19 protein-coding genes are annotated in these 25031 nt (G+C 57.1%); 5 read left to right on the top strand and 14 right to left on the bottom strand.

The annotated features are described in order from the left end of the window. Positions 1 to 40 precede the first annotated feature (40 nt). Complete coding sequence (locus tag AB1A64_RS10295) at positions 41 to 775, bottom strand: class I SAM-dependent methyltransferase (protein ID WP_366551331.1); 735 nt, start codon at positions 773 to 775, stop codon at positions 41 to 43. Between the two features lie 61 nt (positions 776 to 836). Between AB1A64_RS10295 and gloB the strand changes: the two genes are divergently transcribed. Both gloB and clpA read left to right on the top strand, forming a co-directional pair. Continuing rightward, positions 837 to 1604: a hydroxyacylglutathione hydrolase gene (gene gloB, locus AB1A64_RS10290; RefSeq protein WP_366551330.1), complete on the top strand. Its 768-nt coding sequence runs from the start codon at positions 837 to 839 to the stop codon at positions 1602 to 1604. Positions 1605 to 1770: 166 nt separating this feature from the next. Beyond that, on the top strand, positions 1771 to 4095 hold the full coding sequence (gene clpA / locus AB1A64_RS10285; RefSeq protein ID WP_170347815.1) for an ATP-dependent Clp protease ATP-binding subunit ClpA: 2325 nt from the start codon (positions 1771 to 1773) through the stop codon (positions 4093 to 4095). Positions 4096 to 4147: 52 nt separating this feature from the next. Here clpA and AB1A64_RS10280 read toward each other — a convergent pair whose 3' ends face one another. From AB1A64_RS10280 to AB1A64_RS10265, 4 genes are all read right to left on the bottom strand, one after another. Next, positions 4148 to 4789 (bottom strand): phosphotransferase, encoded by a 642-nt coding sequence (locus AB1A64_RS10280; protein WP_366551329.1) that lies wholly within the window; start codon positions 4787 to 4789, stop codon positions 4148 to 4150. 120 nt (positions 4790 to 4909) lie between these two features. After that, positions 4910 to 6547, bottom strand: a complete 1638-nt coding sequence (locus AB1A64_RS10275; protein ID WP_366551328.1) for a peptidoglycan -binding protein — start codon at positions 6545 to 6547, stop codon at positions 4910 to 4912. Between the two features lie 3 nt (positions 6548 to 6550). Continuing rightward, positions 6551 to 7729, bottom strand: a complete 1179-nt coding sequence (locus tag AB1A64_RS10270; RefSeq protein ID WP_366551327.1) for a biopolymer transporter ExbB — start codon at positions 7727 to 7729, stop codon at positions 6551 to 6553. Between the two features lie 69 nt (positions 7730 to 7798). Continuing rightward, positions 7799 to 8329: a gamma-glutamylcyclotransferase gene (locus AB1A64_RS10265; RefSeq protein WP_366551326.1), complete on the bottom strand. Its 531-nt coding sequence runs from the start codon at positions 8327 to 8329 to the stop codon at positions 7799 to 7801. A gap of 67 nt (positions 8330 to 8396) precedes the next feature. Here AB1A64_RS10265 and AB1A64_RS10260 point away from each other — a divergent pair, with 67 nt between their 5' ends. Beyond that, complete coding sequence (locus AB1A64_RS10260) at positions 8397 to 9398, top strand: DUF2125 domain-containing protein (RefSeq protein ID WP_366551325.1); 1002 nt, start codon at positions 8397 to 8399, stop codon at positions 9396 to 9398. Here the strand turns inward: AB1A64_RS10260 and AB1A64_RS10255 are convergent. From AB1A64_RS10255 to AB1A64_RS10240, 4 genes are all read right to left on the bottom strand, one after another. Continuing rightward, entirely contained in the window at positions 9395 to 10225 is an 831-nt protein-coding gene (locus AB1A64_RS10255) for an extensin family protein (protein ID WP_366551324.1), read from the bottom strand. The two genes, AB1A64_RS10260 and AB1A64_RS10255, sit on opposite strands and share 4 nt — an antisense overlap. Further along, positions 10222 to 11142 (bottom strand): prephenate/arogenate dehydrogenase family protein, encoded by a 921-nt coding sequence (locus AB1A64_RS10250; protein ID WP_366551323.1) that lies wholly within the window; start codon positions 11140 to 11142, stop codon positions 10222 to 10224. The genes AB1A64_RS10255 and AB1A64_RS10250 overlap by 4 nt, the downstream gene beginning before the upstream one ends. Continuing rightward, on the bottom strand, positions 11139 to 12224 hold the full coding sequence (hisC, locus tag AB1A64_RS10245; protein WP_366551322.1) for a histidinol-phosphate transaminase: 1086 nt from the start codon (positions 12222 to 12224) through the stop codon (positions 11139 to 11141). The genes AB1A64_RS10250 and hisC overlap by 4 nt, the downstream gene beginning before the upstream one ends. Positions 12225 to 12289: 65 nt before the next feature. After that, positions 12290 to 13705, bottom strand: coding sequence for an aminotransferase class V-fold PLP-dependent enzyme (locus AB1A64_RS10240; RefSeq protein WP_366551321.1), 1416 nt, complete (start codon positions 13703 to 13705; stop codon positions 12290 to 12292). A gap of 102 nt (positions 13706 to 13807) precedes the next feature. Between AB1A64_RS10240 and AB1A64_RS10235 the strand changes: the two genes are divergently transcribed. Beyond that, the gene (locus AB1A64_RS10235) at positions 13808 to 14269 is read left to right on the top strand and encodes an Lrp/AsnC family transcriptional regulator (protein WP_366551320.1); all 462 of its coding nucleotides are present in this window, start codon (positions 13808 to 13810) and stop codon (positions 14267 to 14269) included. A gap of 124 nt (positions 14270 to 14393) precedes the next feature. On the opposite strand, the gene rpsD is transcribed toward AB1A64_RS10235, so the two are convergent. Both rpsD and AB1A64_RS10225 read right to left on the bottom strand, forming a co-directional pair. Continuing rightward, complete coding sequence (gene rpsD, locus AB1A64_RS10230) at positions 14394 to 15014, bottom strand: 30S ribosomal protein S4 (RefSeq protein WP_170347804.1); 621 nt, start codon at positions 15012 to 15014, stop codon at positions 14394 to 14396. A gap of 203 nt (positions 15015 to 15217) precedes the next feature. After that, a complete protein-coding gene (locus tag AB1A64_RS10225) occupies positions 15218 to 15724 on the bottom strand; it encodes a hypothetical protein (RefSeq protein WP_366551319.1) in 507 nt (168 codons plus the stop codon). A 473-nt stretch (positions 15725 to 16197) separates the two neighbouring features. Between AB1A64_RS10225 and AB1A64_RS10220 the strand changes: the two genes are divergently transcribed. Continuing rightward, entirely contained in the window at positions 16198 to 16476 is a 279-nt protein-coding gene (locus tag AB1A64_RS10220) for a hypothetical protein (RefSeq protein ID WP_366551318.1), read from the top strand. A 367-nt stretch (positions 16477 to 16843) separates the two neighbouring features. Here AB1A64_RS10220 and AB1A64_RS10215 read toward each other — a convergent pair whose 3' ends face one another. Genes AB1A64_RS10215 through AB1A64_RS10205 form a run of 3 tightly spaced genes read right to left on the bottom strand, consistent with a single transcriptional unit; the run spans position 16844 to position 24997 of the window. Then, the gene (locus tag AB1A64_RS10215) at positions 16844 to 22408 is read right to left on the bottom strand and encodes an AAA family ATPase (protein WP_366551317.1); all 5565 of its coding nucleotides are present in this window, start codon (positions 22406 to 22408) and stop codon (positions 16844 to 16846) included. Beyond that, positions 22401 to 23714, bottom strand: coding sequence for a tryptophan 7-halogenase (locus tag AB1A64_RS10210; RefSeq protein ID WP_366551316.1), 1314 nt, complete (start codon positions 23712 to 23714; stop codon positions 22401 to 22403). The genes AB1A64_RS10215 and AB1A64_RS10210 overlap by 8 nt, the downstream gene beginning before the upstream one ends. Further along, complete coding sequence (locus AB1A64_RS10205) at positions 23711 to 24997, bottom strand: hypothetical protein (RefSeq protein WP_366551315.1); 1287 nt, start codon at positions 24995 to 24997, stop codon at positions 23711 to 23713. The genes AB1A64_RS10210 and AB1A64_RS10205 overlap by 4 nt, the downstream gene beginning before the upstream one ends. Positions 24998 to 25031 lie beyond the last annotated feature (34 nt).

The following is a 25031-nucleotide window of genomic DNA, read 5'->3' as shown; positions in this document are numbered from 1 at the left end:
CAATTTCACGCTTTGAAACGTCGCAAGCCGATACAAGTTCCTATGCCGGCTTCAACAACCCATCTAGCGCTTTGATCGGGCGGCGTTCAGTGTCTTTTGTGACGCTGCCGCTAGGGGGACGGATGTGCTTGGTGACCTCAACCATCAGTACACCTCCGGCCATCACCGTTGGCATGCGCTGACCGGTTTTCTCGATCAAACTGCCCGATTTCAACCAGAACCGGCGAAACGAGGGCGGCATGTAGAGGGCCGAGCAATGACCTTCGGGAATGAAGTGATGCGCCTTGAGCTGGCTTTCCAGTTGAGATGCCGAATAGGGGCGCCCGAAGCCAAAAGGCGTTCGGTCTGATCGCGACCACAGCCCGGCTCGGTTCGGCACAATGAAAATTGCACGCCCACCCGGCCCAAGAACCCGCCAACATTCGTTCAGCAATTCACTGGGCTGACCCGAGGTTTCCAGCCCATGCATCACCACCAACTTGTCCACGTGCCCGGTTTCAATGGGCCAGAGCGTCTCTTCGGTCAGCACCGAGACATTGGGCATCCCGGCAGGCCAGGGCATCACCCCTTGCGGCCCCGGCATCAGCCCAATCACCCGCCGCGCATCCGCTAGATACGGCCGCAACAGCGGCACTGCGAAACCAAAGCCCGCAACGGTCTGGCCCTTGGCTTCGGGCCACAGCTGCGTCAGCCGACCACGAATAGCCGCCTGTGCCGCGCGACCCAATGTGCTGCGGTAGTAGAAGTTCCTCAAATCCTGCACATCAAGATGCATTGCGGACACCCGGTCAATCGGCTTAGCTGGGCGCAGTCTAGCAACGAAAGGGCAAAAGGCCATGCCTCTTGAGATCGTCACCATCCCATGCCTCAGCGATAACTATGCTTTTTTGGCGCATGACGCCGTTAGCGGCAACACCGCATTGATCGACGCACCCGAGGCAGGGCCGATTCTGGCGGAACTGGACGCGCGCGGATGGACCCTAAGCCACGTGTTGCTGACCCATCATCATTGGGATCATGTGGACGGGTTGGCCGGTATTCTGGAAAAACACGCCCCCACGGTCATCGGCGCCGCCGCCGACGCCCACCGCCTGCCCCCACTGGACCAGCAAGTGGCTGAGGGCGACTCGTTCGAAATTGGCGGCGAACCAGTGCAAGTGCTGGATGTGTCAGGCCACACGATCGGCCATGTTGCATTCTACATGCCGCAAAGTGCTGCCGTTTTCACCGCAGACAGCCTGATGTCCCTGGGCTGCGGTCGCCTGTTCGAGGGTACCGCGCCGCAGATGTGGGAGTCTCTTTCCAAACTGGCCGCGCTGCCCGAAGAAACAATCGTGTATTCGGGTCACGAATATACGCAATCCAACGCCAAATTCGCCATTACGGTCGATCCGGACAACGCCGCATTGCAGCAACGCATGGCAGATATCGACGCCGCCCGCGCCGCCGGAAAACCTACGGTTCCCTCGAGTCTCGCGCTGGAAAAGGCCACAAACCCCTTCCTGCGTGCCACAGATCCGGCGATTCAGGACCATTTGGGCATGGAAAACGCCGAACCGGCTGTCGTTTTTGCCGAAATCAGGGCTAGAAAAGACCGCTTCTAATGCCTATTTCGCCCTCTTCACGGCCACGGTCACAGGAAATGTGACTGTCAAGTGAAAGAAAACCCTTGAAGCCGGGCCACGATCAACCAAACTCTAATAGTATGAGGACATGGTTGAACCGGGGCCACATCCTGCCCCTTTCGACCCAAGACAGAGGAGCACCCGCGTGCCTTCATTCTCGAGCACTTTAGAACAAGCCATCCACGCGGCCCTTGCGGCTGCGAATGAACGGCGACATGAATTTGCAACGCTGGAACATCTGCTGCTAGCGCTGCTGGAAGAACCCGATGCCATCCGCGTCATGAAAGCCTGCAGCGTCGATCTGGAAGAATTGCGCAGCACTTTGGTCGAATTCATCGACGAAGACCTGTCCAATCTGGTCACCGACATTGATGGGTCCGAGGCCGTGCCGACCGCCGCTTTCCAGCGTGTGATTCAGCGCGCCGCGATCCACGTGCAAAGTTCAGGCCGCACCGAAGTGACCGGAGCCAACGTTCTGGTCGCCATCTTTGCCGAACGCGAAAGTAACGCGGCCTATTTCCTGCAAGAACAGGACATGACGCGCTATGACGCGGTCAACTTCATCGCACATGGCGTCGCCAAGGACCCGGCGTACGGCGAAAACCGTTCGGTTTCCGGCGCGGATCAGGTCGAGGAAGAGGCTCAATCCAGCACCACTGACGGTGATCAGAAAGAAAGCGCGCTGGGGAAATATTGCATCGATCTGAACGCCAAGTCGCGTGCAGGCGATGTCGATCCCCTGATCGGTCGCGCCGATGAAGTGGAACGCTGCATTCAGGTGCTGTGCCGCCGCCGCAAAAACAACCCGCTGCTGGTGGGTGACCCGGGCGTGGGCAAAACTGCCATTGCCGAGGGTCTGGCCCACAAGATCGTGGGCGGCGAAGCCCCTGATGTGCTGTCCAACACCACCATCTATTCGCTGGACATGGGCGCGCTGCTTGCGGGCACCCGGTATCGCGGTGATTTCGAGGAACGGCTGAAAGCGGTCGTGACCGAATTGGAAGATCACCCCGACGCTGTGCTGTTTATTGACGAAATTCACACCGTGATCGGTGCCGGTGCCACTTCGGGTGGCGCAATGGACGCGTCCAATCTGCTGAAACCTGCCCTGCAGGGCGGCAAGCTTCGCACCATGGGTTCGACCACTTATAAAGAGTTCCGTCAGCACTTCGAAAAAGACCGCGCGCTCAGCCGCCGGTTCCAGAAGATCGACGTGAATGAACCTTCGGTCGAAGACAGCGTAAAAATCCTGCGCGGTCTGAAGCCTTATTTCGAGAAGCATCACGAGATCAAGTACACTGCGGATGCGATCAAAACCGCCGTTGAACTGTCGGCACGCTATATCAACGACCGCAAACTGCCCGACAAGGCCATCGACGTGATAGATGAGGCCGGTGCCGCGCAGCATCTGGTTGCTGAGAGCAAACGCCGCAAGACCATTGGTGTGAAAGAGATCGAGGCCGTGGTTGCAAAGATCGCGCGCATTCCACCCAAAAACGTCACCAAGGACGATGCAGAGGTTCTGAAAGATCTGGAAACTTCGTTGAAACGAGTGGTGTTTGGTCAGGACGAGGCAATCGAGGCGCTCGCCAGTGCAATCAAGCTAGCCCGCGCCGGTCTGCGCGAGCCAGAAAAGCCCATCGGCAACTATCTGTTCGCTGGTCCAACCGGTGTGGGTAAGACCGAAGTGGCCAAACAACTGGCAGATACGCTGGGCGTGGAACTGCTGCGCTTCGACATGTCGGAATATATGGAGAAACACGCGGTCTCCCGTCTGATCGGTGCCCCTCCGGGTTATGTCGGGTTCGATCAGGGTGGTCTGCTGACCGACGGCGTGGATCAGCATCCGCATTGCGTGCTGCTGCTGGATGAGATCGAAAAGGCCCACCCGGACGTGTTCAACATCCTGTTGCAGGTGATGGACCACGGTGAGCTGACCGATCACAACGGCAGAACGGTGAACTTCCGCAACGTGGTTCTGATCATGACGTCGAATGCGGGCGCGCAGGAACAGGCCAAAGCCGCCATCGGCTTTGCCCGTGACCGACGCGAGGGCGAGGATACTGCCGCGATCGAACGCATGTTCACGCCGGAATTCCGCAACCGTCTGGATGCCGTTATCTCGTTCGCGCCGCTGCCGAAAGAGGTCATCCTGCAAGTGGTCGAGAAATTCGTCCTGCAGCTTGAGGCACAATTGCTGGATCGCAACGTGACCATCGATCTGACGCCCAAAGCCGCCGAATGGCTCGCCGACAAGGGCTATGACGACAAGATGGGCGCGCGTCCTCTGGGCCGGGTGATCCAGGAACACATCAAGAAACCTCTGGCCGAGGAGTTGCTGTTCGGCAAGCTGGCCAAGGGTGGTGTGGTCCGTGTCTCGGTCAAGAAGGGCGAGTTGAACCTGGAAATCTTCGGCCCCGATCAGCCGCGCATTCCGGGGGACAAGCCCCCGCTGCTGACCGCGGATTGATTGCATCGTGATACAGAAAGAAACCCGCCTTCAATGGCGGGTTTTTTTGTGTTTATTTGGTGCGCTGTGGATGCGGGCTGTGAAAATACTCTGATCGACGGCCCCGTGAAGCCCGATAGGCCGACAGAAAGACTTGAGCATAACGCAGCCCGTCGAAACTCTGAGACAAAGCGGACACCAACGCGATTCCAACGTCCCTGGCTTTGCGAATGCGCCCGGCCCTGGTTTGCACAAAGTATTCGAGATCAATGAAACGAATTCGCTGCCCGTCCCAGCACATATCGCGAAAAGCCGGGCGCCCGTGGGCTAGGTCGATTGAATGCAAGCGCGCCAACGCTTGCCCCGCCGCATGACATGCCTTTTCTTTATCCTCGGCGGTCAAAGAGTCAGACTTGCAGATGTCAGTCAGACTGGCGCCAGCATCTTCAAGCACAAAGTAACCCGTACCTTCGGTCACAATTGCCGGGACTGGCACACCGCTGTGCCACAGGAAATGGTGTGAACGCCGGTCCCGGTCGAACGCCATATTCGGAGTTCCCTTTACCAGCCAAAGCAGAGGCGCAGACCGCTCAATGCGCTTCACCCAAAACGGGGTTCCTTTTAAGGTCTCAAACCGGGCCACACGCCGATAAGGTGCTTGCAGGGCCTCATCAACCGCGCTTTGCAATTCAAGTGCCAATTTGTTCAAATCCATACCTGCTCAACCTATGGTGCAGATATAGGGGCGTCACACTCGCCTTTCACCCAGCGCGAGTTAAAATTGCGGCGGATCGAAGCCACTTTCGTCCGCCTGAAAAAAGCCCATTGTAGCGATCTAACGTTCAGTCAATTTCAACTCGATCCTGCGGTTCTGGGCGCGGGCTTCGGGGGTATCGGCGGGATTGACAGGCTGGAACTCACCAAACCCGTTGGCGGCCAGCCGGTTCGGCGGAATACCCAGCGCTTCGACCATGTATCGCACCACCGAAAGCGCCCGGCCCTGGCTGAGTTCCCAATTGTCGCGATACCGGCCAGTCCCGGCCAGAGGTACGTTGTCCGTGTGGCCATCGACCCGGATGACCCAGTTCAGACCCTCGGGGATTTCTGCCGCCACACTGCGCAGGATAGTGGCCACCTTGGCGACCTCTTGCTGCCCGACCGGCGACAAAACAGCCGATCCCGTGTCGAACAGCACTTCGGATGAGAAAACGAACCTGTCCCCTTCAATCCGTACGCCCTCTTCATTGCCTAAAACTTCGCGCAAACGGCCGAAAAATTCAGAACGGTAACGCTGCAGGTCCTCGGCCTGTGCGGCCAGTTCTTCGGCTTCAGCCTCAAGACGAACGCGCTCGGCCTCTTCCAACAACCTACGGCGACGTTCTTCCGACGCAGCCCGCGCCAGGGCTGCGTTCAGATCCTGCCCCAGCGTCTGGATACGGATGTCAGCTGCCGCATTGCGTTCTTGATAGTCGTCCAGCAACGCCTGCAACCCACCCAGTTGTTCGCGCAGTGCTGCCATTTGCTGATTGAGCAATGCCGTTTCGCGCTGCGCCTTTTCCGAGATCGCCTGTTCATTCGACAGCGTATCACGCGCTACGGCCAGCAAGGCCGCGCGTTCTTCGGCCAAAGTGCGTTGTTCCTGCGCCTCGGCCTGTGCCTCGGTCCGGGCTTCCAAGGCTGCTTCAAGCTGGGCTCGCAAATCTTCTGCGTTCAAGGCCCCAAACTGCCGTTCCAGTTCGGCTTTTGCAGCCTGTGCAGCGGCCAGCAGGGTCAAGGTCTCTTCAGCCTCGTTGCGCTGCGCTTCCAATGCCAAGGTCATGGCTGTTAGTTCAGCATCTGCGTTCAACAGTCGGTTGCGCAGGTTTTCGGCGGCGGCGGCCTCTGCCAGCTTGGCGGCTTCTTCGGCGCTCAGTTGTTCTTCAAGCTCGGTAATCTGCGTGGACTGCACCGCCTCGTTTTGTTCCAGATCAGCAACCAAGGCTTCCAGAGCTTCGCGTTGCGCAGCGGCCAGACGCGCGGCTTCGGTCTGTTCATCGATCTCGGCGCGGCTTTGCGCCAAGGCCAGGTTCAACGCGTCCTGTTCATCAACCAACTCGGCGATTTGACCCTGTGCGCGCTCTTGCTCGACCAGCAGAGCCGCGACCTGAGCCTCAAAATCGGTCAGTTGAATCTGTGCTTGCACCAGTTCGTTCTCGACCTGCGACAGTGTCGAGTTCAACACCCCCAACCGCGCCTGCAACCGGCTGTTTTCCCGTTCTTCCAAGCCCAAGGCCCCGGCCAACGCCGCAACCTCATCCGACAGGGCGGTCAGTTCATCCTCTTGCCCGGAAATAGTTTCGCGCAGCACGAACTGAACGACCATGAAGATCGTCAGCACAAAGGTCAGCACCATCAGCAGCCCGGTAATCGCATCCACGAAACCAGGCCAGACCGAGCCTTGGAACCGCTGACCTGTGCGTCGGGACAGAGCCATGGATTACTCTCCTTCCGGAGCGGTGCGCACGGCGCCTCGGGGTAAGGTCAGAGCTTTCACCAGCAGTTCGATATCCTTGCGCAGCTCGCTCATGCTTTCCTGACGGCCGGCCGAAATTTCTTCGAGGATGCGCAGCAACTGTACATCCATCGAGCGCAGGCGCATACGGCTTTCGGCGTCTATCCCATCACCAGCGCCCTGTTCGCGCATGTGGTCTAGCAGGGCATCCTGCCCAAGCGCGACACGTTCAAGGGCAGCTGTCACGCCCTCAGTATCGGATTGACGCACGTTCATTTCACCGATCGAATCCGCTAATTGGCCCAGTTTGGACGACACCGCAGCGCGATCAGCCTCCTGTGCCGAAAACAAATCCTGCAACGCGTTCATTTGTTCGGACATGGCATCCAGCACTGGCGTCAGAACCGCCAGTTCAGCGCCACCTTCATCGCTGGCCCCGAACCCAACGCGGGTGATCGAGGATAACCATTCCTCAAGCTCGCGATAGAACCGATTCTGTCCATGGCCCGCGAACAATTCCAGCAGGCCAACGATCAGCGACCCGGCCAGACCCAGCAGCGAGGACCCAAAGGCCACACCCATGCCTTGTAGCTGCGATTCCAGCCCGACCATCAGGCGGTTGAACACTGCCAACCCCTCTTCACCTTCTTGCGGGTTAAGGCTGCGGATCGTGTCGACGATGGCAGGAACCGTGGTGGCCAGCCCGAAGAACGTACCCAAAAGACCCAGATAGATCAGGACGTTGGTGATATAACGGGTGATCTCGCGTTCTTCCTCGACCCGCTCGGCCACCGAATCCAAAATGGACCGCGTCGAGGTCGAGCTGATCTGAGACCGCGCGCCTCGTTCGCGCAGCAGGGACGCCAGCGGTGCCAGCAATTGCGGAGTTCGGGCGTCTTCGCGGACAACACCGCCCACAAAAGCCTCGATCCAGCGGACTGAGCCGATCAGTTGGGTTACTTGAAAGAAACAGGCGAACACACCGATAATGAACACCAGGATGATAAAGCCGTTCAGGTAAGGATTGGTCTCAATCACCGGCATCACATAGGGCAAGGCCATGAAGACGCCCAGCCCGGCCAGACCTATTGCGACCAACATCATCACAATCTGTCGAATGGGATGCGAGAAATGAGGTCTCGCGCCCTGATGTGCCTGCGCCATGCGCGTGGTTCCCGGTTTTTGCCTGCTCTGCGCTGAATCTAGCGAAATTACACCGGTGACGCCAAGGGTTTATGCGGTGATATCACGCACCCGTTGCGCCAACCACTCAAGATCGGGGTCGCGCAGGTCGATCTCCGCCAAATGTTCGGCAGTGTTATAGAGGTATTCCGTGTTTGGCCCGCGTCCGCCAACGGCATGGGCGATGATCTGAGCCTGCTCTTCCAGCGGGATACCGCCGCAATACTGCACGTGATCTGCGTCAATCACATAGGTCACGGCATTCACAACCTCGCCGCTGTCCAGTTTCAGATCCAACATCTTTTCGACATAGGCTGATGAGATCAGCTCGCGCTCGCGCAATTCATGCAGGGTGCGCTCTTCGTGTCCTGCCTCGACTGCCAGAGCCAGCCCCTTGCAATGGGCGTCGGCCTGCTCGTCCAGTGCCAGAACCAAACCGGGATGATCTTCGGTGCCGCGATGGTGGATCGAGCTCATGCAAAAGGACCGCGCATAACCGTTCAGCGTGGCGCGTTCGCTGCGGGCCACCGGAAAGCCCGGATTCCACAGCAGCGATCCATATCCGAAAACCCACATCGTCATAGCACTGGTCCTTGCCCGTTTGCGTCTATAAACATCAATTCCGAGGTGGGAAAAAGGGCGAACTTCCATGCGCGGTCTGATACGGGTAATCATTTTCATCGCTGTAATTTGGAGCGTCTATTGGTTCGTCGCCGGTTTCGGCCTGCGCAATGCGATCACGACATGGTTCGACAAACAGCAGGAACAGGGTTGGCAGGCTGATTTTTCAGACGTTGAAACCGCCGGGTATCCCTTGCACCACATGACGCGCCTGAACAATCCGGCGCTGGCCGATCCGGTAAATGGCACCGCCTGGAGCGCGGACTGGATCGAATTCCAAAGCCCGGCTATCTGGCCCGGTCGGCAGGTGTTGCGGTTTGCCGACACGCCGCAGCGCCTGTCTTATTTCGATCAAACCGCGACCATTCAGGCCGCCGACCTGCAAGCAGAGTTGCAACTGCAACCCGGCGCGGCGCTTGTGCTGGAAAAGATGGCGTTGACCGCCGGGCCGTGGTCCATCACCGATGAGTCCGAGGCTTTGGCCGGGGGCAACACGTTGGCTCTTGTGATGGAACAGACCGCCACTCCCGAGGCCTATGTTATAAGCGCGCAGGCAGACGGTTTCACTCCCGGCGATGACCTGCGCGAGCTAATGCGCTCGGCCACCACCTTGCCGCAGGCGTTTGAAACGCTGGAGCTGGACCTGACGGCCACATTTAACAAGGCCTGGGACCGATCCGCGCTGGAACAAAGCAGACCGCAACCGGTTAAGCTGGACTTGCGCCTGGCTGAAATGAAATGGGGCGCGCTGCGCCTGTTCGCAACCGGTGAGCTGGACGTGGACCCGCAGGGCATTCCCACCGGAGAAATCGCGATCCGGGCCGAAAACTGGCGCGACATGATCGCCATGGCCAACGCGGCAGGCGCCCTGCCCGATCAGGCGGTAGACCCAGTGACAACGACGTTGAACTTTCTAGCCGGGCTTGGCGGCAATCCCAATGCGTTGGACGTGCAATTGAATTTCCGCGATGGGTTTGTAGCTTTGGGCCCAATCCCTTTAGGCCCCGCCCCGCGTCTGATCCTGCATTAACGGCAATACGGCCCACGACGGTGGCGTGCCGTATCCAGATGGAAATGATCGCGGTGGTACCGGTCCGCATTCGGCCCCAGAACCGTGCCAAACGGACCGCACGCCCCGCGCCAGACTTTGGTCAGCTGACGTTTTGACGGGTTCTTGCGCCAGCCGTTCAGAACGGTCACGACCTCTCCGTCCGCCATCTTAAAGCCCGAGATGTCGATCGCCCGACCTTTGCCGTGTTCTGAAATCTTTGCGCCTTTGCGGTTGTTTCGGGTTCGGCAAGCATAGTGGGCGGCGACCTGAATCTCGGCCACCGGACCGCGCCGTTTGAAGGTGGGTTTGACCGTCTTATCGACCCATTTGTTCAACGCTATAGCCGTACCACAATCCATCGTCGACGGACGGCTGAGCACCACACCTGAAACCGAGGTGATTTGCACAGCATCCTTGATGCCGCAGGCCTTGATACGACCGGGCACATTTCCGACAGGCTTGCCCTGAATGGCAATATCTCCGCATACAGAACTTTTGCGCAGTTTGCGTTTCTTGAACAACGCCTCCTGTTCCAATTCCTTGGGCCGCAGATACGGCATCAACGAGGTATCCGGCCCCAGCAACGGCAATTCCGAGGAGCGCGCTGCCACGGCTAAGACCTGCGGCGACTCAGGGCGCAATGCAGGCCGTGTCTTCACATTGGGCAACGGGCTGGCAAAAGCCAGAACAGCGGTCGTTGCGGGCCGCGCCATAGGAACGAGCGACTGTTCAGGAGGCGCAGCGTTGGACACTGTGGCGCAGACCGCCAAATATCCAATCGCAAGAAACCTCCAGCCACGTCTCATGGGTTTGCCTTTCCCCGTCCGAAATCGGGCGCATCCGTATCCTGACCCGCGTCGATAATCCCACGCCGGATCGCGCGGGTACGAGTGAAATAGTCAAACAGATGTTCACCATCGCCGGTGCGAATAGCACGTTGCAGCGCAAAAAGCTCCTCGGTAAAGCGCCCGAGGATTTCCAGGGTCGCGTCCTTGTTGGTCAGGAACACATCGCGCCACATGGTCGGGTCCGACGCCGCGATGCGGGTGAAGTCCCGAAAACCAGCGGCCGAATACTTGATGACCTCGCTATCGGTGACGCGGCGCAGATCGTCTGCAACCCCCACCATCGTATAGGCAATCAGGTGCGGCGCATGTGAGGTCACGGCCAGAACAAGATCGTGGTGGTCCGCGTCCATCTCATCCACATTGGCGCCCATCCCCTCCCACAGCGCGCGCAGGCGAGCGATGGCGTCCGGGTCCGATCCTTCGACCGGGACCAGCAGACTCCAGCGATTGTCGAACAATTCGGCAAACCCGGATTCAGGGCCGGAATGCTCGGTCCCGGCCAGCGGGTGCGCAGGGATGAAATGCACCCCTTCGGGAATATGGGGCGAGACCGCCTCAATCACGTTCCGCTTGACCGAGCCTACATCGGTCACCGTCGCGCCCGGTTTCAGGACCGGTGCGATTTCTTGCGCGACCGTCCCCATTGCGCCGACGGGTACGCAAAGCACCACCAAATCCGCGCCCTCTACCGCCTCTTGCACGGTGTCACAGACGTGATCGCACAGGCCAATCCTACGGGCAGTGCCGCGTGTGGCCTCGGACCGGGCATAGCCGGTAACCTCACCCGCAAGACCCGCGCGTTTGATGGCCCAGAACATGGACGACGCAATCAGGCCCAGCCCGATCAGTGCGACGCGGTCGTATACCCGGCTCATGCGGCGCCCCCCTTAAATGCGGTGATAGCCGCGACGACGCGGCGGCATGCCTCTTCGTCGCCCACGGTAATCCGCAAAGCGTTGGGCAGGTTGTAGCCCGCCACGCGGCGTACGATCAAACCCTGCGTCTTGAGGTAATCGTCACACGCCTCGGCCTCGGACTGATCCGTGAAACGGGCCAGAATGAAGTTGGTGCAGGACGCATCCGAGGGCACGCCAATCTTTGCAAGTTCTTCCGAAAGCCAAACGCGCAGCCGGGCGTTTTCGCCGTGACAGAAGGTAAGGTAATCGTCGTCTTTCACCGCCGCTTCGGCCGCAGCCAACGCGGTCAGAGACAGGTTGAATGGCTGGCGCACACGGTTGAGCACATCAATGATTGATTGTGCGGCGTAGCCCCAACCGACCCGCATTCCGCCCAGCCCATAGATCTTGGAAAACGTACGGGTCATGATCACATTCTCGAACCGGTCCACCAATGACGCACCACCATCGAACCCGGCAACGAATTCGGCATAGGCACCGTCGATGACCATCAGACAGCTTTGTGGCAAAGCTTCGGCCAGCCGCACAAGATCGGCTTCGGGGATCATGGTCGAGGTCGGATTCCCCGGATTGGTGACGAACACGATACGCGTCTGCGCAGTGACGGCGGCAAGGATGTTGTCCACGTCCACGTGACGATCCCGTTCAGACACCATAACCGGCGTCGCACCGGCCATGCGGGCGATGATCGGGTACATGGAAAATCCGTGCTCGGTATAGATGACCTCATCCCCCACCCCAGCATAGGCCTGAGCGATGAACTGCAATACCTCGTCACTGCCCACACCGCAGATGATCCGCGCCGGGTCCAACTCGAGCCGGTCTCCGATCGCGGCGCGCAGGCTGGCATGGTCGGTGCTGGGATAACGATGCAAGGTCGCGGCACTATCGCGCACCGCCTCAATCGCCTTGGGGCTGGGCCCGAACGGGTTTTCATTCGAGCTGAGCTTGATCACATGCTCGACCCCGGCCACATGCGACTGGCCGCCCCGATACAGCGCGATGTCCATAATGCCGGGTTGAGGGGTGATCTTGGTCATAAGAGGCTCCGTTAATTGGAGCCCCTCATACCCGTCTCAACGCGTTGAGAAAAGCGGCAATTCCGTCACGCTGCTTTGAAGCGGGCTGTCGCCGGGTCGGCGTTGTAAAATGGTGCGAATTCCTCGGTCCGACGGGACAGGTCATTGACGCTGTCGATGATGAACTGAACGGTGTCCTCGCTCATCAAGTACGAGAAGTTCAGCCGCACCCAGCCGGGTTTCTTCATCTCTTCCCCCCCGGACAACGCCGCGTGCAACTCATCCGAGGTTGCCCGGTCAATACCCAAAAGACGGTGCGCGTAGGGCCCTGCACAGGCACAGCCGCCGCGCGCCTGAATGCCATAGATATCGCTGAGCATCCGGGTAAACAGCTGCTGGTGAACCGGCTGGCCAGAGTTATCTCGCACCAGGAAAGAATAGATTGGCAAGCGGTGCGGGTTTTCGACGCCCAACAAGGTCAGATTAGGATTGTCACCCCACCCGTCCAGGGCCATACGGTTATACTGCGCCTCTTTTTCGGCGATCTCATCAGTGCCGACAACATCCTTGACGATGAAGGCAAGCGCCGCCCGGATATCTCCGACCACGTTGGGCGTTCCGGCTTCTTCGCGCGTGGCCAGGTCCTCGCTGTAGTCGTGCCGCCAGGGCGATACAAAGCTGACCGTGCCACCGCCGGGCCAACTGGGGCATGTGCGGCGCACGGCGGTCTGATTGACGATCAGAACACCCGACGCCCCCGGCCCGCCCGGAAACTTATGCGGAGACACAACGATGGCATCCTTGCGCGCATCCACTGGCCCCATGTCCATCGGCAGGTACGGCCCACCACCTGCGTAATCCCAGATCGAAACAGCCCCATGCGCTTTGAGTATCCGAGTAATCGAGTCCGGGTCGGTAATAATACCGGTCACGTTCGACGCAGCCGAAAACGACCCAATGATCAGATCCGATGCAGTATTGTCGATCAGCACCTGCTCCAGCGCCGTCAGATCAACCCCACCCTCTGCGGCCTCTGGAATCTCGATCACCTGCGCCTTGCTTTCACGCCACGGCAAAATGTTCGAATGATGCTCGTACGGCCCGATCAAAACGACCGGCCGGTCAGCCGCATCCACACCCAACAAGCTGACCAGCCGGTTCAGACCCGCAGTAGCGCCGGACCCGGTGAATATCACCGCGTCTTCTCCCCTCGCGCCAACGATGCGGGCAATCTCTACACGCGCCTCGCGGCGCAGCCGAGTCATGTATGAACCGCAATAGGAGGCCTCGGTGTGGCTGTTGGCATAGAAAGGCAGCACCTGTTCGGTGACAAAATCTTCGACTTGCCGCAGCGCACGGCCCGAAGCGACGTAATCCGCATAAACCAGCGGCACGTCACCATGCAGACCCGGGATCAGTACGTTTTCTCCGATCAGCCCGTCGCGCAGGCTTGAATTGCGAGTGGTGGACAGGATGTCTGCGCGAAATTTGGACAGGGTCATGGCATAGTCTCCGTATTGCCCTACCAATGTGATTGCTTTGAGCCGAGGAAACTTCACCTTTCTTTTGATGGATTTTTAAAATTTCGTGTCATATGATCAAGAATGACGGAAAAAATAGATCAAATTGATAAACGCATCCTGCGTGAGTTGCAAACAGACGCGACCTTGTCCCAACGCGAACTGGCCGATCGGGTCGGGCTGTCGCAGAACGCCTGTTGGCGGCGGCTGAAGGCATTGAATGAGGATGGCGTGATCACCGGCTCAACTGCACGGATTGCGCGCGAGAAGTTGGGGCTAAGCCTTGTTGTCTTTGTCATGCTGCGCACCCGACATCACTCGGCCGACTGGTTGCAAGCATTTCGCAGCCACGTACTGACCATCCCCGAAGTGGTGGATTTCCACCGGATCGGTGGCGACTATGACTATCAATTGAAGGTCGTGACCGAGGACATGGCGTCATACGACAAGGTCTATCAACGCCTGATCGAAAAGGTCGAACTGGACAGCGTGACCTCGTATTTCGCGATGGAAGCAATCGCCGAAGGTCGCCCCTTGCCGATCTGATCCGCTTCTTCATCTGGCCAAAAGTATCTCGGGGGAGTCGCGCAGCGACTGGGGGCAGAGCCCCTGCAATCAAAAAAGACCGCGCTGAAAGCGCGGCCCTTTAAATTTTGCGTCTCGGCGAAGATTAGTTCTTCGCGTAGAATTCGACGACCAGGTTCGGCTCCATCATGACCGGGTACGGCACATCGCCCAGACCCGGTGCGCGCACGAAAGTCGCGGTCATTTTCGAGTGGTCAGCATCGATGTAGTCAGGCACATCACGCTCAGCCAGAGCAACAGCTTCCAGAACAACAGCCAGCTGCTTGGACTTGTCACGTACTTCAATCACGTCGCCTTCTTTGACGCGGTAGCTGGGGATGTTGACCCGCTTGCCGTTCACTTTGACGTGGCCGTGGTTCACGAACTGACGTGCTGCAAACACGGTCGGCACGAATTTGGCGCGGTAAACAACAGCGTCCAGACGGCGCTCCAGCAGACCGATCAGGTTTTCACCAGTGTCGCCGTTTACACGTACGGCTTCGGCGTAGATGCGGCGGAACTGTTTCTCGGTCAGGTCGCCGTAATAGCCTTTCAGCTTCTGCTTGGCGCGCAGCTGCAGACCGAAGTCCGAAAGTTTGCCTTTGCGGCGCTGACCATGCTGGCCGGGGCCGTATTCACGACGGTTGACCGGGGATTTCGGGCGACCCCAGATGTTTTCGCCCATCCGGCGGTCGATTTTGTGCTTGGCAGACGTGCGTTTGGTCACGGCTGATCTCCTTCTTAAGGTCGAGGCCCTGACAGGCCACTATGAAGGGCGTTGTCCTCTTGAGGTTTCCCCCATGACAGGCATCCCCTTGCGGGGGCCACCAACACCAATGAAGCCGCGCTTATATCCGTGAATCCGGCAGAGTCAACACACCAGGCCACGCAGCATTGGAATTTCCATTGAAATCGAGGTTTACCTACGGGTCAGTCGGCCCTGCGTCCGACAGAAACCGCCCTCTGCTGATCCTGATTATCCCGGACCGGAGTGGATCGGGATGGGAACGCTATGACAGTCTCATCCATCCCTGTTGTTTCGCTCCCCTGGCCCGCAGATTCGGTGATTTCACTAATCCAGAAATCTTGATCCCGCTCTGGGCAATCCCCTTCGAAGACCAGCATCGGAGCTGATTCGCCAGCAATTGGTAACAACGCCGCTGTGAAAGTTTGCGCACCGTTGGTCAGCACAAGCAGGCCGCTCGCTTCCCCTGAAAGGTTTTGAACATGCACGCAATGGCTCAGCGTCGCTGAGTCGGAACCAATGCCTTCGGCTCCTTCCAGCATCTGCACAGAGGAATTCTTCAAAAATCGTGCCTGTCCGCGCCATGACCAGGCAGCTCCGACGCTCAAAAAGGACAAGGGCGCCGCCTCAAGTCCGTCGATTTCCGTCTGCCTCCAAAAAATGGCTATACGACCGCTTTGTCCGGTTCTCATATTACCGCCTGTACCCTTAAACCCATCACTGCGTACTAGGCTACCCTTATCAACGTAAATTAAGGCGGAAAAGAGACGTTAATGTAATGTTAACGAAATTGTGGCCTTTGAGATTCAGCTATTGACTTCTGGCGGGGTGTTTTTCCGACAGATTGGTCCATCTGTTTGTTGAATCCGGCAACTGTTTGCAACTCGGACAAACCCACCCAATCAAAACCAGTTAGTTTTAACCGAGCGTTGGTCGGATTTGCCGCCTACCTTGCATTTTTACCCAGCAAAGGTCTGCGACTGGATTTTCGCTCGACAACAAAAAAGCCGCGCAAAGCTCCGGTGAAAAACGTATCTTTCGCCCAGATGACATCCTCCAAACAGAAGATACTTGGGGAGAGAGACACGCAAGTCACGCAGTGGACGGCAGGCCCTTTTTTCCGACAATAATAGCATTGGAGAGTGAGCTTGCAGTCGATCGGAGGGTGTCAAAGCCGGGCAACGAACTGGATGGTGTAACTTATACTCACAATCAGGAAACCGCGGCTGGCGTCTCATTTTTTGAACGCAAGGTTCTGCCATTTGCGTTTAACGGAGCTGAAGGCAAAGAAACCAGCGAACTCCCCCTGAGAGGATATCAATTCATTTTCGCTGAAAGCGGAACGAATTATGACTGGCACGACGGCATGAGCAGCACTCTCGCTAGAACGGCTTTACTTCAACAGAAACGCATCAATCGAAACACCGCTTTTGGCGGTGATTGACGAAAAGGAGACAAGAAAGACCGGTGATGCAGTAAGCTTAGCAGAGAAGCTCTCTATTTTTTCAGAATATTGGAGTATGAAGATCGTATCGCAGTTCAATGGGTGGCAAAAGGCGAGTTCAACTGGCATAACCATGAAGATTCTGATGAGTTCATTCTCGTTCTAAACGACACAATGCGCATTAAACTGTGAGACCGCGATGTCGTTCTTAGAGCCCGCAGCATCAATGCGAGTTCGAACAGATTGGCGACCCAAACCGGAAACTCGATTGGATGTTGCAATGCTGCATCTTCAGTCCGCATAACCGAGCAAACGCAAACGGTTAAACCTTTGCCACGGATTCAGTCGTCGAACCTATCTCAAGAGTTCAGGAACTTTTGCGAAACATTCTGTTTTTCTCAATTATCTCGCCAAGTGCCGCGCGCGCATCCGGCGACACCGCAGTGAAGCGCACCATAAAACAACCATCGTCGTGATGCTGGTCCATTACTTTAGCATAAAGCGTCAGATTGCTGTCAGACCCGCCTTGCCACTTGATCTGGAACTGAAGATCACTGAAAGGCTTTGGTGCTGTCTCGGATTGTATGCACGCTGCGACGGGGGAAAGCTTCAGAAGCTGGCCGTGCTGCGCCATACCCACAACCTGTTTACCGACAACCGCTCTGTACGAGAGCGCAACGGGCAAATTTACGTCTGCCATCTCCACAGATTGCGATGAAAGGGTGATCGCATAGGTGCCCCCCATGCCAAGCAATTCATAAATCTTCAAAGGATCGCCAGAACCTTTGGGTTCAACCGTGCGCATCGCCCCTAGTTCAATAGGCGTTTTGACGGCTTCGCGCGTATTATCTGCGATCAGTATCTGGCCACCGACAGTGTAGCTCTCGATCCTTGCAGCCAGGTTGGTTGTTCTACCCACAACGCTATACTTGGCGCGTTTATCAGAACCGATATTGCCAACGACGACTTCACCCGTGTTCAGACCGATGCCCATCTCGATTTCCGGGAAGCCGTTTCTGGTATTCCATTCGTTAACCCAACCCATCCGTTGCTGCATTTCCAGCGCACAGGCCAAAGCGCGGTCAGCATCGTCGGGCCGTTGCAAGGGGGCGCCAAACACCACCAAGATCGCGTCGCCGATGAAGGCATCAATTGTGCCATTGTATTTCTGGATGACGTTGGTCATTTCGCTGAGGTATGTATTCAGCATTGCCACGATGCTTTCCGGTGGCAACTCGTCAGAAAGGGTCGAGAACCCCCGCAGATCTGACATCAACATGGTAACCGTGGTTTTCTTCCCGCTGAAGTCCACTCCATCCGCCGATTTCAACAACTGGTCCACAACTTCCGTGGCAAGAAACTGACCGAACGTCTGTTCAAGAAATTTTGCGTGAACCTCAAGCTGCTCGGTTCGCTCGCGAACTTTTTCTTCCAGATGTTCAACGATCTCAGCGTTGCGCATTGAAACGGCAATCTGTCCTGACAGCAGCGACAGCAGTTGCGCTCGTTCCGGTTTGAAAGCCGAACTCACCAGGTTGTTTTCCAGATAGACCAGGCCAATCAATTCGTTCAGGTGGAGGATAGGCTGACACAGAACGGAACGCGTTTCGTTTTGCTGTACGTAGGGGTCAACCATGAAACGCTCGTCAAGCTGAGCGTCGTCCACCAGAACGACCTCGTGCGTTCGCGCCGTGAAATTGATTACGCTGGTCGGGAGAATTCTGGATCCTTGATCGGAGTCGAGAGGAACGGGATTCTGGAATGTACCAACCTCGGATGTAACGCTGACCTCTGTCTCGATCATCAATTCGTCGCCATTTGCAAGCAAAAGCACGCCGCGTTGAGCACCTGCGTTTTCGATCAGAATTCCAAGCAACCGATCCAGAAGCCGACCCTGAACCACTTCCGCTGAGATCGTCTGAGCCGCTTTCAGCAGCGTATTCAGGTCAAGGTCCTGTCCCAGGAATAGATTGGTCGCTTTTTCGGTAGTTGAGGTCAGGTTTTCAGTGATCTGTTGCGTGGTTGCGCGACGATCACGATGTTCGGTGAGGAGTTGAGGGAACTCCAGTTCCAGCTCCTCCACTTTGCGATGCGCGCCCCACAAACGGTAGGCATGCCGGGCATCGCGTAGGTACATCGAACCGATCCGAGCGCTGGGTCGACGCTCAATCACGTGTCGCGCGGCCAGTTCACACGCCAGAGCCTCTTCCTGTAGAAACCGGCCCTTCTGTGCTGCATCAATGGCCGCGTCCAACAGGTCCAGCACATCTGCATCATTGCCGTTCAGGCGCGCAATTTCCGCCCTCACCATAAGGGTTTTAGCCAGGAAGTTGTCCGGACCGGACTCCGCCCATTGGTTCAGCCTTTCGTGATTTGCTTCCAGACGGCTTTGCATATCGGGATCGGGCTTGCCATCCCGAAGAAGCGCTGCGATCGAAAGCGATTGATAGAGAAGGTGGTCGGCAAGGCAGGGATGGTTGACGACAAAGCTGAGGATCGGCTCCACCAAACGCGTCTCAGCAAGCGATTCTTGCGGTCGTCCGAACACATAAAGGGCTTGGGCTTTTAGAATTCTATAGAAACAGATGGCCATGGACATCTGGTTCTCTTCACACCCGGCCAGAAATGTTGCTTCGTCCAGATCTTCGGTAGAAAAATCAGTGCTGGATTGCGTTCGTCCCGCCAGCGTTGAAAGCACCAGCCGATACGCGTTAACACCAGCAGCAGCACCATGGTTTTGCGCGCGTTGGATGGTGTCCAACTGGGCTGGCATTGCATCCAGTACGTCTTCAAGCGGTTTGCCCGCGAAGCTGTCAATCACGACGCGGTACATTACCAGATAACCCGCCCAAAGAATGTCGCCTGAATCCATCCCCTCGCGGTAACCCCGTTCGATCACGGGTATCGCATTACGTACATGTTGCACCCACGGGATGAGCTCCACGCCGGTAACCAGACACACAGTTGCTGTCGGGGCACGTGCACCAAACTTGTCGCAGAGCCGCAAGGACAGCTCACCGAATGCCGCACCCTCGCGGTACTTGCCCATGAACGCGCCGAGGATCAGGCCGAAATTGGCAAAAAACAGTGCAGATTCCGGCGCGTTACCGTGCTTCAAAGACAATTGCACCGAAGTGCCGACAATCAGCGGGAAAAGCTCTTGGTTGTTCAGGAACGCTGCGATGGTTAGATGCCGCAAGCTGCGTTGCGCCAGCGCGATTTCAGGGCTGTCGACATCTGCGTTGTCAAAAAGCGCTGCCGGGTTTGTGGCCCCAAGCATCGCCGCAGCCTGACCGATCGCGTTTTGGCCAGCTTCTTCCAGATTGTCGAGGCTCATCTGGACGCCGACAAGCTCCAGGGCCTTGATACCAGCATCAATGGCTTCGTCGAATTCCATCAGCAAAGTATGCTGCGCAATACGCGTGAAGTAGATTTCCGCCTTTTCAAGGTCAGTTCGTGCGTGTGCCAACGTAGTGGTCACAATTTCGGTGCATCGCTCGAAATTGCCGGTCAAGTATTCGAGCGCTGCGGACAGGCGCTGAGCTTCAAACATCAGCTCATAGTTTTCGTCCCAGCCGTCCGGACCCAAAAGCTCTGACGCGGTGTTCACGAAAGACAGCGCGGCCTCATAGGCAGCCGAGTCAAAAGCCCTGCGTGCGGCAATCAGGTCAAGATGCGCAAGATCGAGCTGCTCGGCACGGTCTTCCATTCTGTCCCGCCCGATGTTGAGTTGGTCGACAACTTCGAAAATTCGGTCATTCAACTCTTCCGTTGTCAACCGGGCTCTGAGCTGGCGCCCAATGGCAAGATGGACGCTGCTGTGACCGTCAGTGTCGATTAGATCATAGGCCGCCTGCTGAATACGGTCATGTTGGAACTCAAAGTCCCGCACGACAAGCGGGGACAAGACGTTATCCGTCTCTGTCACGACCAGATCAGAGAGCGGCTGGATCATCTCTTTCTGAATGGCCGGCAGCAGGCGTTCGAACGCTTCCTCAGGTTCGATTTTCAAGATCAGCGCGAGTGTGTCGATGTCAAAACGGTTGCCCATACAGGACGCAATTTGCAGGACGGATTGTGTGCCCTGTTCCAACCTGCGCAGTTTTTCCAACAGAAGGTCGACCACATTGTCAGTGATCTGTACCGCGCGGATCGCCTGAATATCCCATGTCCATTTCGTGGATACGTTGGAGTCTACTGTCTTTTGTACAATCAGCTTTTCGTGATGCAGGTCCATCAGAAACCGCCGTGTAAAAAGCGGGTTGCCTTGGGTCTTTTGCACCACGAGTTGCGCCAGCTCGACCACATGTGAAGCGTCCGAATGAAACGTGTCCGCAATCAAATTTACGATATCGGGCACACCCAGCGGGGCAAGCGGTAAATTGGACAGACGCCCCCCAGCCTCTCGAACCGTTTCAAGTGCCCGCGACATGGGATGCATCGCGTCCACTTCGTTGCTGCGATACGATCCGATCAAAAGCAGCCGCCCAATCTGATCGTCGGTCAAAACAACCTTCAAAAGCCCCAGCGTCGCGCCGTCGGCCCATTGAAGATCATCCAGAAACAGGACGACAACACGGTCGTGCGCACAAAGCGCGCGCAAAAACCGGCGAACGGTTTGGTTGAACCTGTTCATGGCCTCAGTGGCGTCCAGCTCTGGTGCAGCAGGCTGCGGCCCGATGATCAACTCAAGCTCCGGCACAACATCCAGTAGGACCGATGCGTTCGGCGCCAAAGCGTCATTGAGTTCCTTGTGCCAGGTCGCGTGACGCGTCTGGCTTTCAGTAAGCAATTGCCGCACCAGGTCCTGCAGGGCGACCGTAAGGCCTGAATATGGGTCGTTTTTCTTGAACTGTTCAAACTTACCTTTGATGAAATAGCCACGCGCCCGGGTGATCGGTTTATGAACTTCGTTCACCAGAGCAGTCTTTCCGACACCTGAAGTGCCGGACACCAGCATCATCTCGGCTGGTCCATGACGTACCCTTTCAAATGCTTCGAGCAATATGTGCACTTCGTGATCGCGACCATACAGCCGTTCAGGGACCATAAAACGCTCAGCACGATCCTTGAGACCCGGTACAAACCGGTCGAGATCGACGCCAAGCCGTACGGCTTCAAGGTCTGCAATGATGCCAAGAGCGCTTTGATAGCGATCCTCAGCCTTTTTGGCCATCATTCGCTGGACAATCCTGGACAGCGCTGGCGATACGTTCGGGTTTCGCCTATGGGCCGGAACAGGTTCGCGAGCGACGTGGCAGTGTACAAGCTCCAGTTTGTCGTCAACCTCGAAAGGCGGCACACCTGTGAGCATCTCGTAGAAGGTCGCGCCCATCGAATAGAAGTCAGTGCGATGGTCAAGCGTTCGGTTCATGCGTCCGGTTTGTTCGGGTGAAATATAGGACAAGCTGCCTTCCAGAACCTCGGGACTTTTCAGGATTGGATGTTCGGTCGAAAACTGCGTTGCAATCCCGAAGTCAATTAGTTTCACCTCGCCAGTTCCCGGATTGATGAGAACGTTTTGAGGCGAAATATCCTTGTGGATCACGCGCGCCTGATGAATGCCGTCAACAGAGCGGGCAATCTGAATAGCAGTCTCAAGGAATTCTTCGTGTGAGAGCGCTCGGGACGACAACAGATCCGCAACAGAGATTCCATCGAAGTCCTCCAGAACTATCATGAGCGACTTGTCATGGCGCTGTAAGTCCAGAGCTCTGATCACGCCCGGTAGGTTCAGACCGCTGGTAATCTCGAACTCGCTGCGGAAGCGCGCAAGCCTGCTGGCGCTGGGAAAATCGCTTTTGAGGATTTTTATGACAACGCGTTCACCATCAGAGTTGCGCGTTGCGCGGAACACGAACGAATTGGCGCTTTCATAGAGAGTCTCGGACAATTGGAAGCCAGGAACAAAAGACATCTGCACGTTAGCCATTTGCGCTATCACCCACCGACATTTTGTTTGCACTATAGTATCCTATACCATGGCCGACTTGTGCAAAATTGAGTTCCGAAAAGTTGCCAAACGGGATGAATTTCGTCAGCTTCGGCAGTATTTCCCGCTCCCACTTTTCCTGTTCTGTACAGGTCCCGATTTCTGTGCCGGGCAAGTCGCGCCCAACGTCCAGAAAATCGGTCATCGCATTCATATGGCCCGCCAAGTAGTCATGCCCGCGCGCGCGCTCAAGACTGCGGGACGCCAAGTTCCAGAACGGACTGTCCCATCGCGATCCACGCGCGTAGTGCCAGGTAATAAACAGTGAGTTGCGCAGGACATAAGAGCGCATGGTCCGGTTCGCGTGTTCCACGGCACCCGCGTCCGGCGCGCATTGCGGGTGGTGATCCGTCATCCAGCGCTGCGCGATGCGGACTTGCATGATCGTGGCACCGATGGCCGTGGCCTCAAGTGGTTCGACGAATGATGCGGCATTGCCAATGGTGAAAATGCGACCGTCAAACCAGTTGCGGCGCATGAAGTTCGGGAAACTGACGCGAACACGGATTTCCGTTGGTTCGACCTGCTCTTCTTTGAGAAAAACGTCGAAATCCGCCAGAACGTCTTCGTCGCTGCTGAGTGAAGGATTGAAGACATACCCGCAGGAGGTCCAGTCCCGCAGTGGGATTTGGAATATCCACCCATGCGGTCGGGCGATTAAGCGGGACATGCTGGTTTCGGTACTGGGAGGCAGACGGCGCACCATCGCGCGGCCAGTAGGTATCCAATCCATGCGAATGATCTCGGGATCTTCTGGCGCTTGCGTCCAAGCTCCCGCAGGAAATCCCCGCGCGTCCAACACATAGTCGCAGTCCAGTTGACTACCGTCCTCAAAACCGATGGCTACGCCGCTGGGCAGAGCCTCAAGGGACACAACCCGGGCATCAAGCTGCTTTGCCCGCACATGATCACTAATAATCCCTGTCACACGACCGGCGTCAAAGTGGTATCCGAAAAGACGCGGTGGCTGAAACCTGTTCACGAAATCCGCGCTATTTGATCCCCATCCTTCATAGTGTGACCCAAGCTTTACTGTCGCGCCACAACGCGCGCCCAGTTCGTCGGGTCCGATGCCTGTGACCTCGTCCAGCCACAAAGGAAAGCGTGGTGTTGTTCCTTCTCCGACACCGATTGTCGGGATGCGGGAATCGTAAATATGACACAGCTCAGCCTTCGGGAAATAGCGAGTCATGTGGGCTGCGGCAATGAAACCGGCCGTTCCGCCGCCCAGTACAGCAATTTTCATGAAACAGCCTCATTTGTTAAGGTTTCCGGTGTGCGCAGCATATGCTGGAGTTCCAACAACATTATGGCCAAAGAAGGATCAAAAGGGGCGGCCCGTATTAGGCTGTTGATCTGATCCGCCAAACCGGGTTGCGACGCAGCTGTTGTCCAATCGTTCGTTGCGATCATCCAGGGCAACTGGTTATGCTTGGCAAGTTGAGACTGGAAGCGGTTTGCCGTGTTGGTCATGTTTTGGTCTGGCTGATCCAGATAACCTTGCAGCAACTGAACACCTCGGGCTGCCGCCGTCATACCCAGCCCGGCATAGGGGTCAAGAGCACAAACGCTGTCACCAATTGCAAACAGATTGTCTGGCCAGAAAGAGTATTGTTCGTAGTGCCGACGGCGATTTGCGGTGCGACCAAACAGATGCGGGGGCGTCACCGGCACTGCGCGTTTCAGGACGTCATAAAGTTCTGTGGCTGGTAGCATCGCCGCCAATGCAAGAAAGGTCTCGACATTGGTCGGCAATGGGACATCTTTGGGAGTTTGCAGCACCACCCCCCACAGATCGTTCTCCGCCCGCATCATCATTCCTGCACATCCATGGGTCGGTGCCAACGCAAGGCCTTGCCAGTCCGGGGCTTGATCTGGTGCCAGCCGCACCCAACGTGAAACATACTGCCGACCCGGTGCGATTTCGGTCAGGGCGATCCGGTGCTGTTCGCCATAAATTCGGGCAAGCCAGCGTGGCAGACGCGAGGCGGCACCGCTGGCATCCACGACCACATCAGCATTGTTTAAAACTTGCAAAGCGCCGTTGGTCGACTGAAGCCTCACACCACATAGGCGTTCGCCACCCCGCGAGACCTCAAGCCCGATGACGCGCTGGACCGTTTGAATCGTCACATTGCGGGCTTCGCGTAACACTGCTAGCAGCGCGCTTTCGATGAGCCCGCGTGAAGCGCCATAGAGGATTATGCCAGTTTCAACCCTCGGCAACCAACCTGAGGCCACTCGCATGGCAACATCTGCACCCGCGTCATAAGCCACCGCACCGCGTGCAATCAATACATCGCGCCAACCCGGAACCAGTTCGTCAAAAGCTTGGGCGCCAGCTCCCATCAACATGTGCAGGCAGTGGCTTTGCGGCACTTCGGGGCGTGCTGCGGGTGCGCCATCCGAAGGTTCCACGTAGTTTGACCGTTCCAGAACCGTAACATTGGCAAAACGGTCCTTTAGCATGTTTGCACAAAGCAGTCCCGCAATACCCCCACCAATGACAAGCGCTTGGTCGCCTTTCATTCGTGGCTTAGTTGGCTGTGGAACGGCTGGGTTT

The organism is Ruegeria sp. ANG10, assembly GCF_040705255.1.
Lineage (GTDB): Bacteria > Pseudomonadota > Alphaproteobacteria > Rhodobacterales > Rhodobacteraceae > Ruegeria.
This window is presented reverse-complemented; position numbering and strand designations above follow the sequence as displayed.

Bases quoted from the DNA above. Each gene is read 5' to 3' on its own strand.
- AB1A64_RS10295 (WP_366551331.1), bottom strand. From the start codon at position 775: ATGCATCTTGATGTGCAGGATTTGAGGAACTTCTACTACCGCAGCACA.
- gloB (WP_366551330.1), top strand. From the start codon at position 837: ATGCCTCTTGAGATCGTCACCATCCCATGCCTCAGCGATAACTATGCT.
- AB1A64_RS10280 (WP_366551329.1), bottom strand. From the start codon at position 4,789: ATGGATTTGAACAAATTGGCACTTGAATTGCAAAGCGCGGTTGATGAG.
- AB1A64_RS10275 (WP_366551328.1), bottom strand. From the start codon at position 6,547: ATGGCTCTGTCCCGACGCACAGGTCAGCGGTTCCAAGGCTCGGTCTGG.
- AB1A64_RS10270 (WP_366551327.1), bottom strand. From the start codon at position 7,729: ATGGCGCAGGCACATCAGGGCGCGAGACCTCATTTCTCGCATCCCATT.
- AB1A64_RS10265 (WP_366551326.1), bottom strand. From the start codon at position 8,329: ATGACGATGTGGGTTTTCGGATATGGATCGCTGCTGTGGAATCCGGGC.
- AB1A64_RS10260 (WP_366551325.1), top strand. From the start codon at position 8,397: ATGCGCGGTCTGATACGGGTAATCATTTTCATCGCTGTAATTTGGAGC.
- AB1A64_RS10255 (WP_366551324.1), bottom strand. From the start codon at position 10,225: ATGAGACGTGGCTGGAGGTTTCTTGCGATTGGATATTTGGCGGTCTGC.
- AB1A64_RS10250 (WP_366551323.1), bottom strand. From the start codon at position 11,142: ATGAGCCGGGTATACGACCGCGTCGCACTGATCGGGCTGGGCCTGATT.
- hisC (WP_366551322.1), bottom strand. From the start codon at position 12,224: ATGACCAAGATCACCCCTCAACCCGGCATTATGGACATCGCGCTGTAT.
- AB1A64_RS10240 (WP_366551321.1), bottom strand. From the start codon at position 13,705: ATGACCCTGTCCAAATTTCGCGCAGACATCCTGTCCACCACTCGCAAT.
- AB1A64_RS10235 (WP_366551320.1), top strand. From the start codon at position 13,808: ATGACGGAAAAAATAGATCAAATTGATAAACGCATCCTGCGTGAGTTG.
- AB1A64_RS10225 (WP_366551319.1), bottom strand. From the start codon at position 15,724: ATGAGAACCGGACAAAGCGGTCGTATAGCCATTTTTTGGAGGCAGACG.
- AB1A64_RS10215 (WP_366551317.1), bottom strand. From the start codon at position 22,408: ATGGCTAACGTGCAGATGTCTTTTGTTCCTGGCTTCCAATTGTCCGAG.
- AB1A64_RS10210 (WP_366551316.1), bottom strand. From the start codon at position 23,714: ATGAAAATTGCTGTACTGGGCGGCGGAACGGCCGGTTTCATTGCCGCA.
- AB1A64_RS10205 (WP_366551315.1), bottom strand. From the start codon at position 24,997: ATGAAAGGCGACCAAGCGCTTGTCATTGGTGGGGGTATTGCGGGACTG.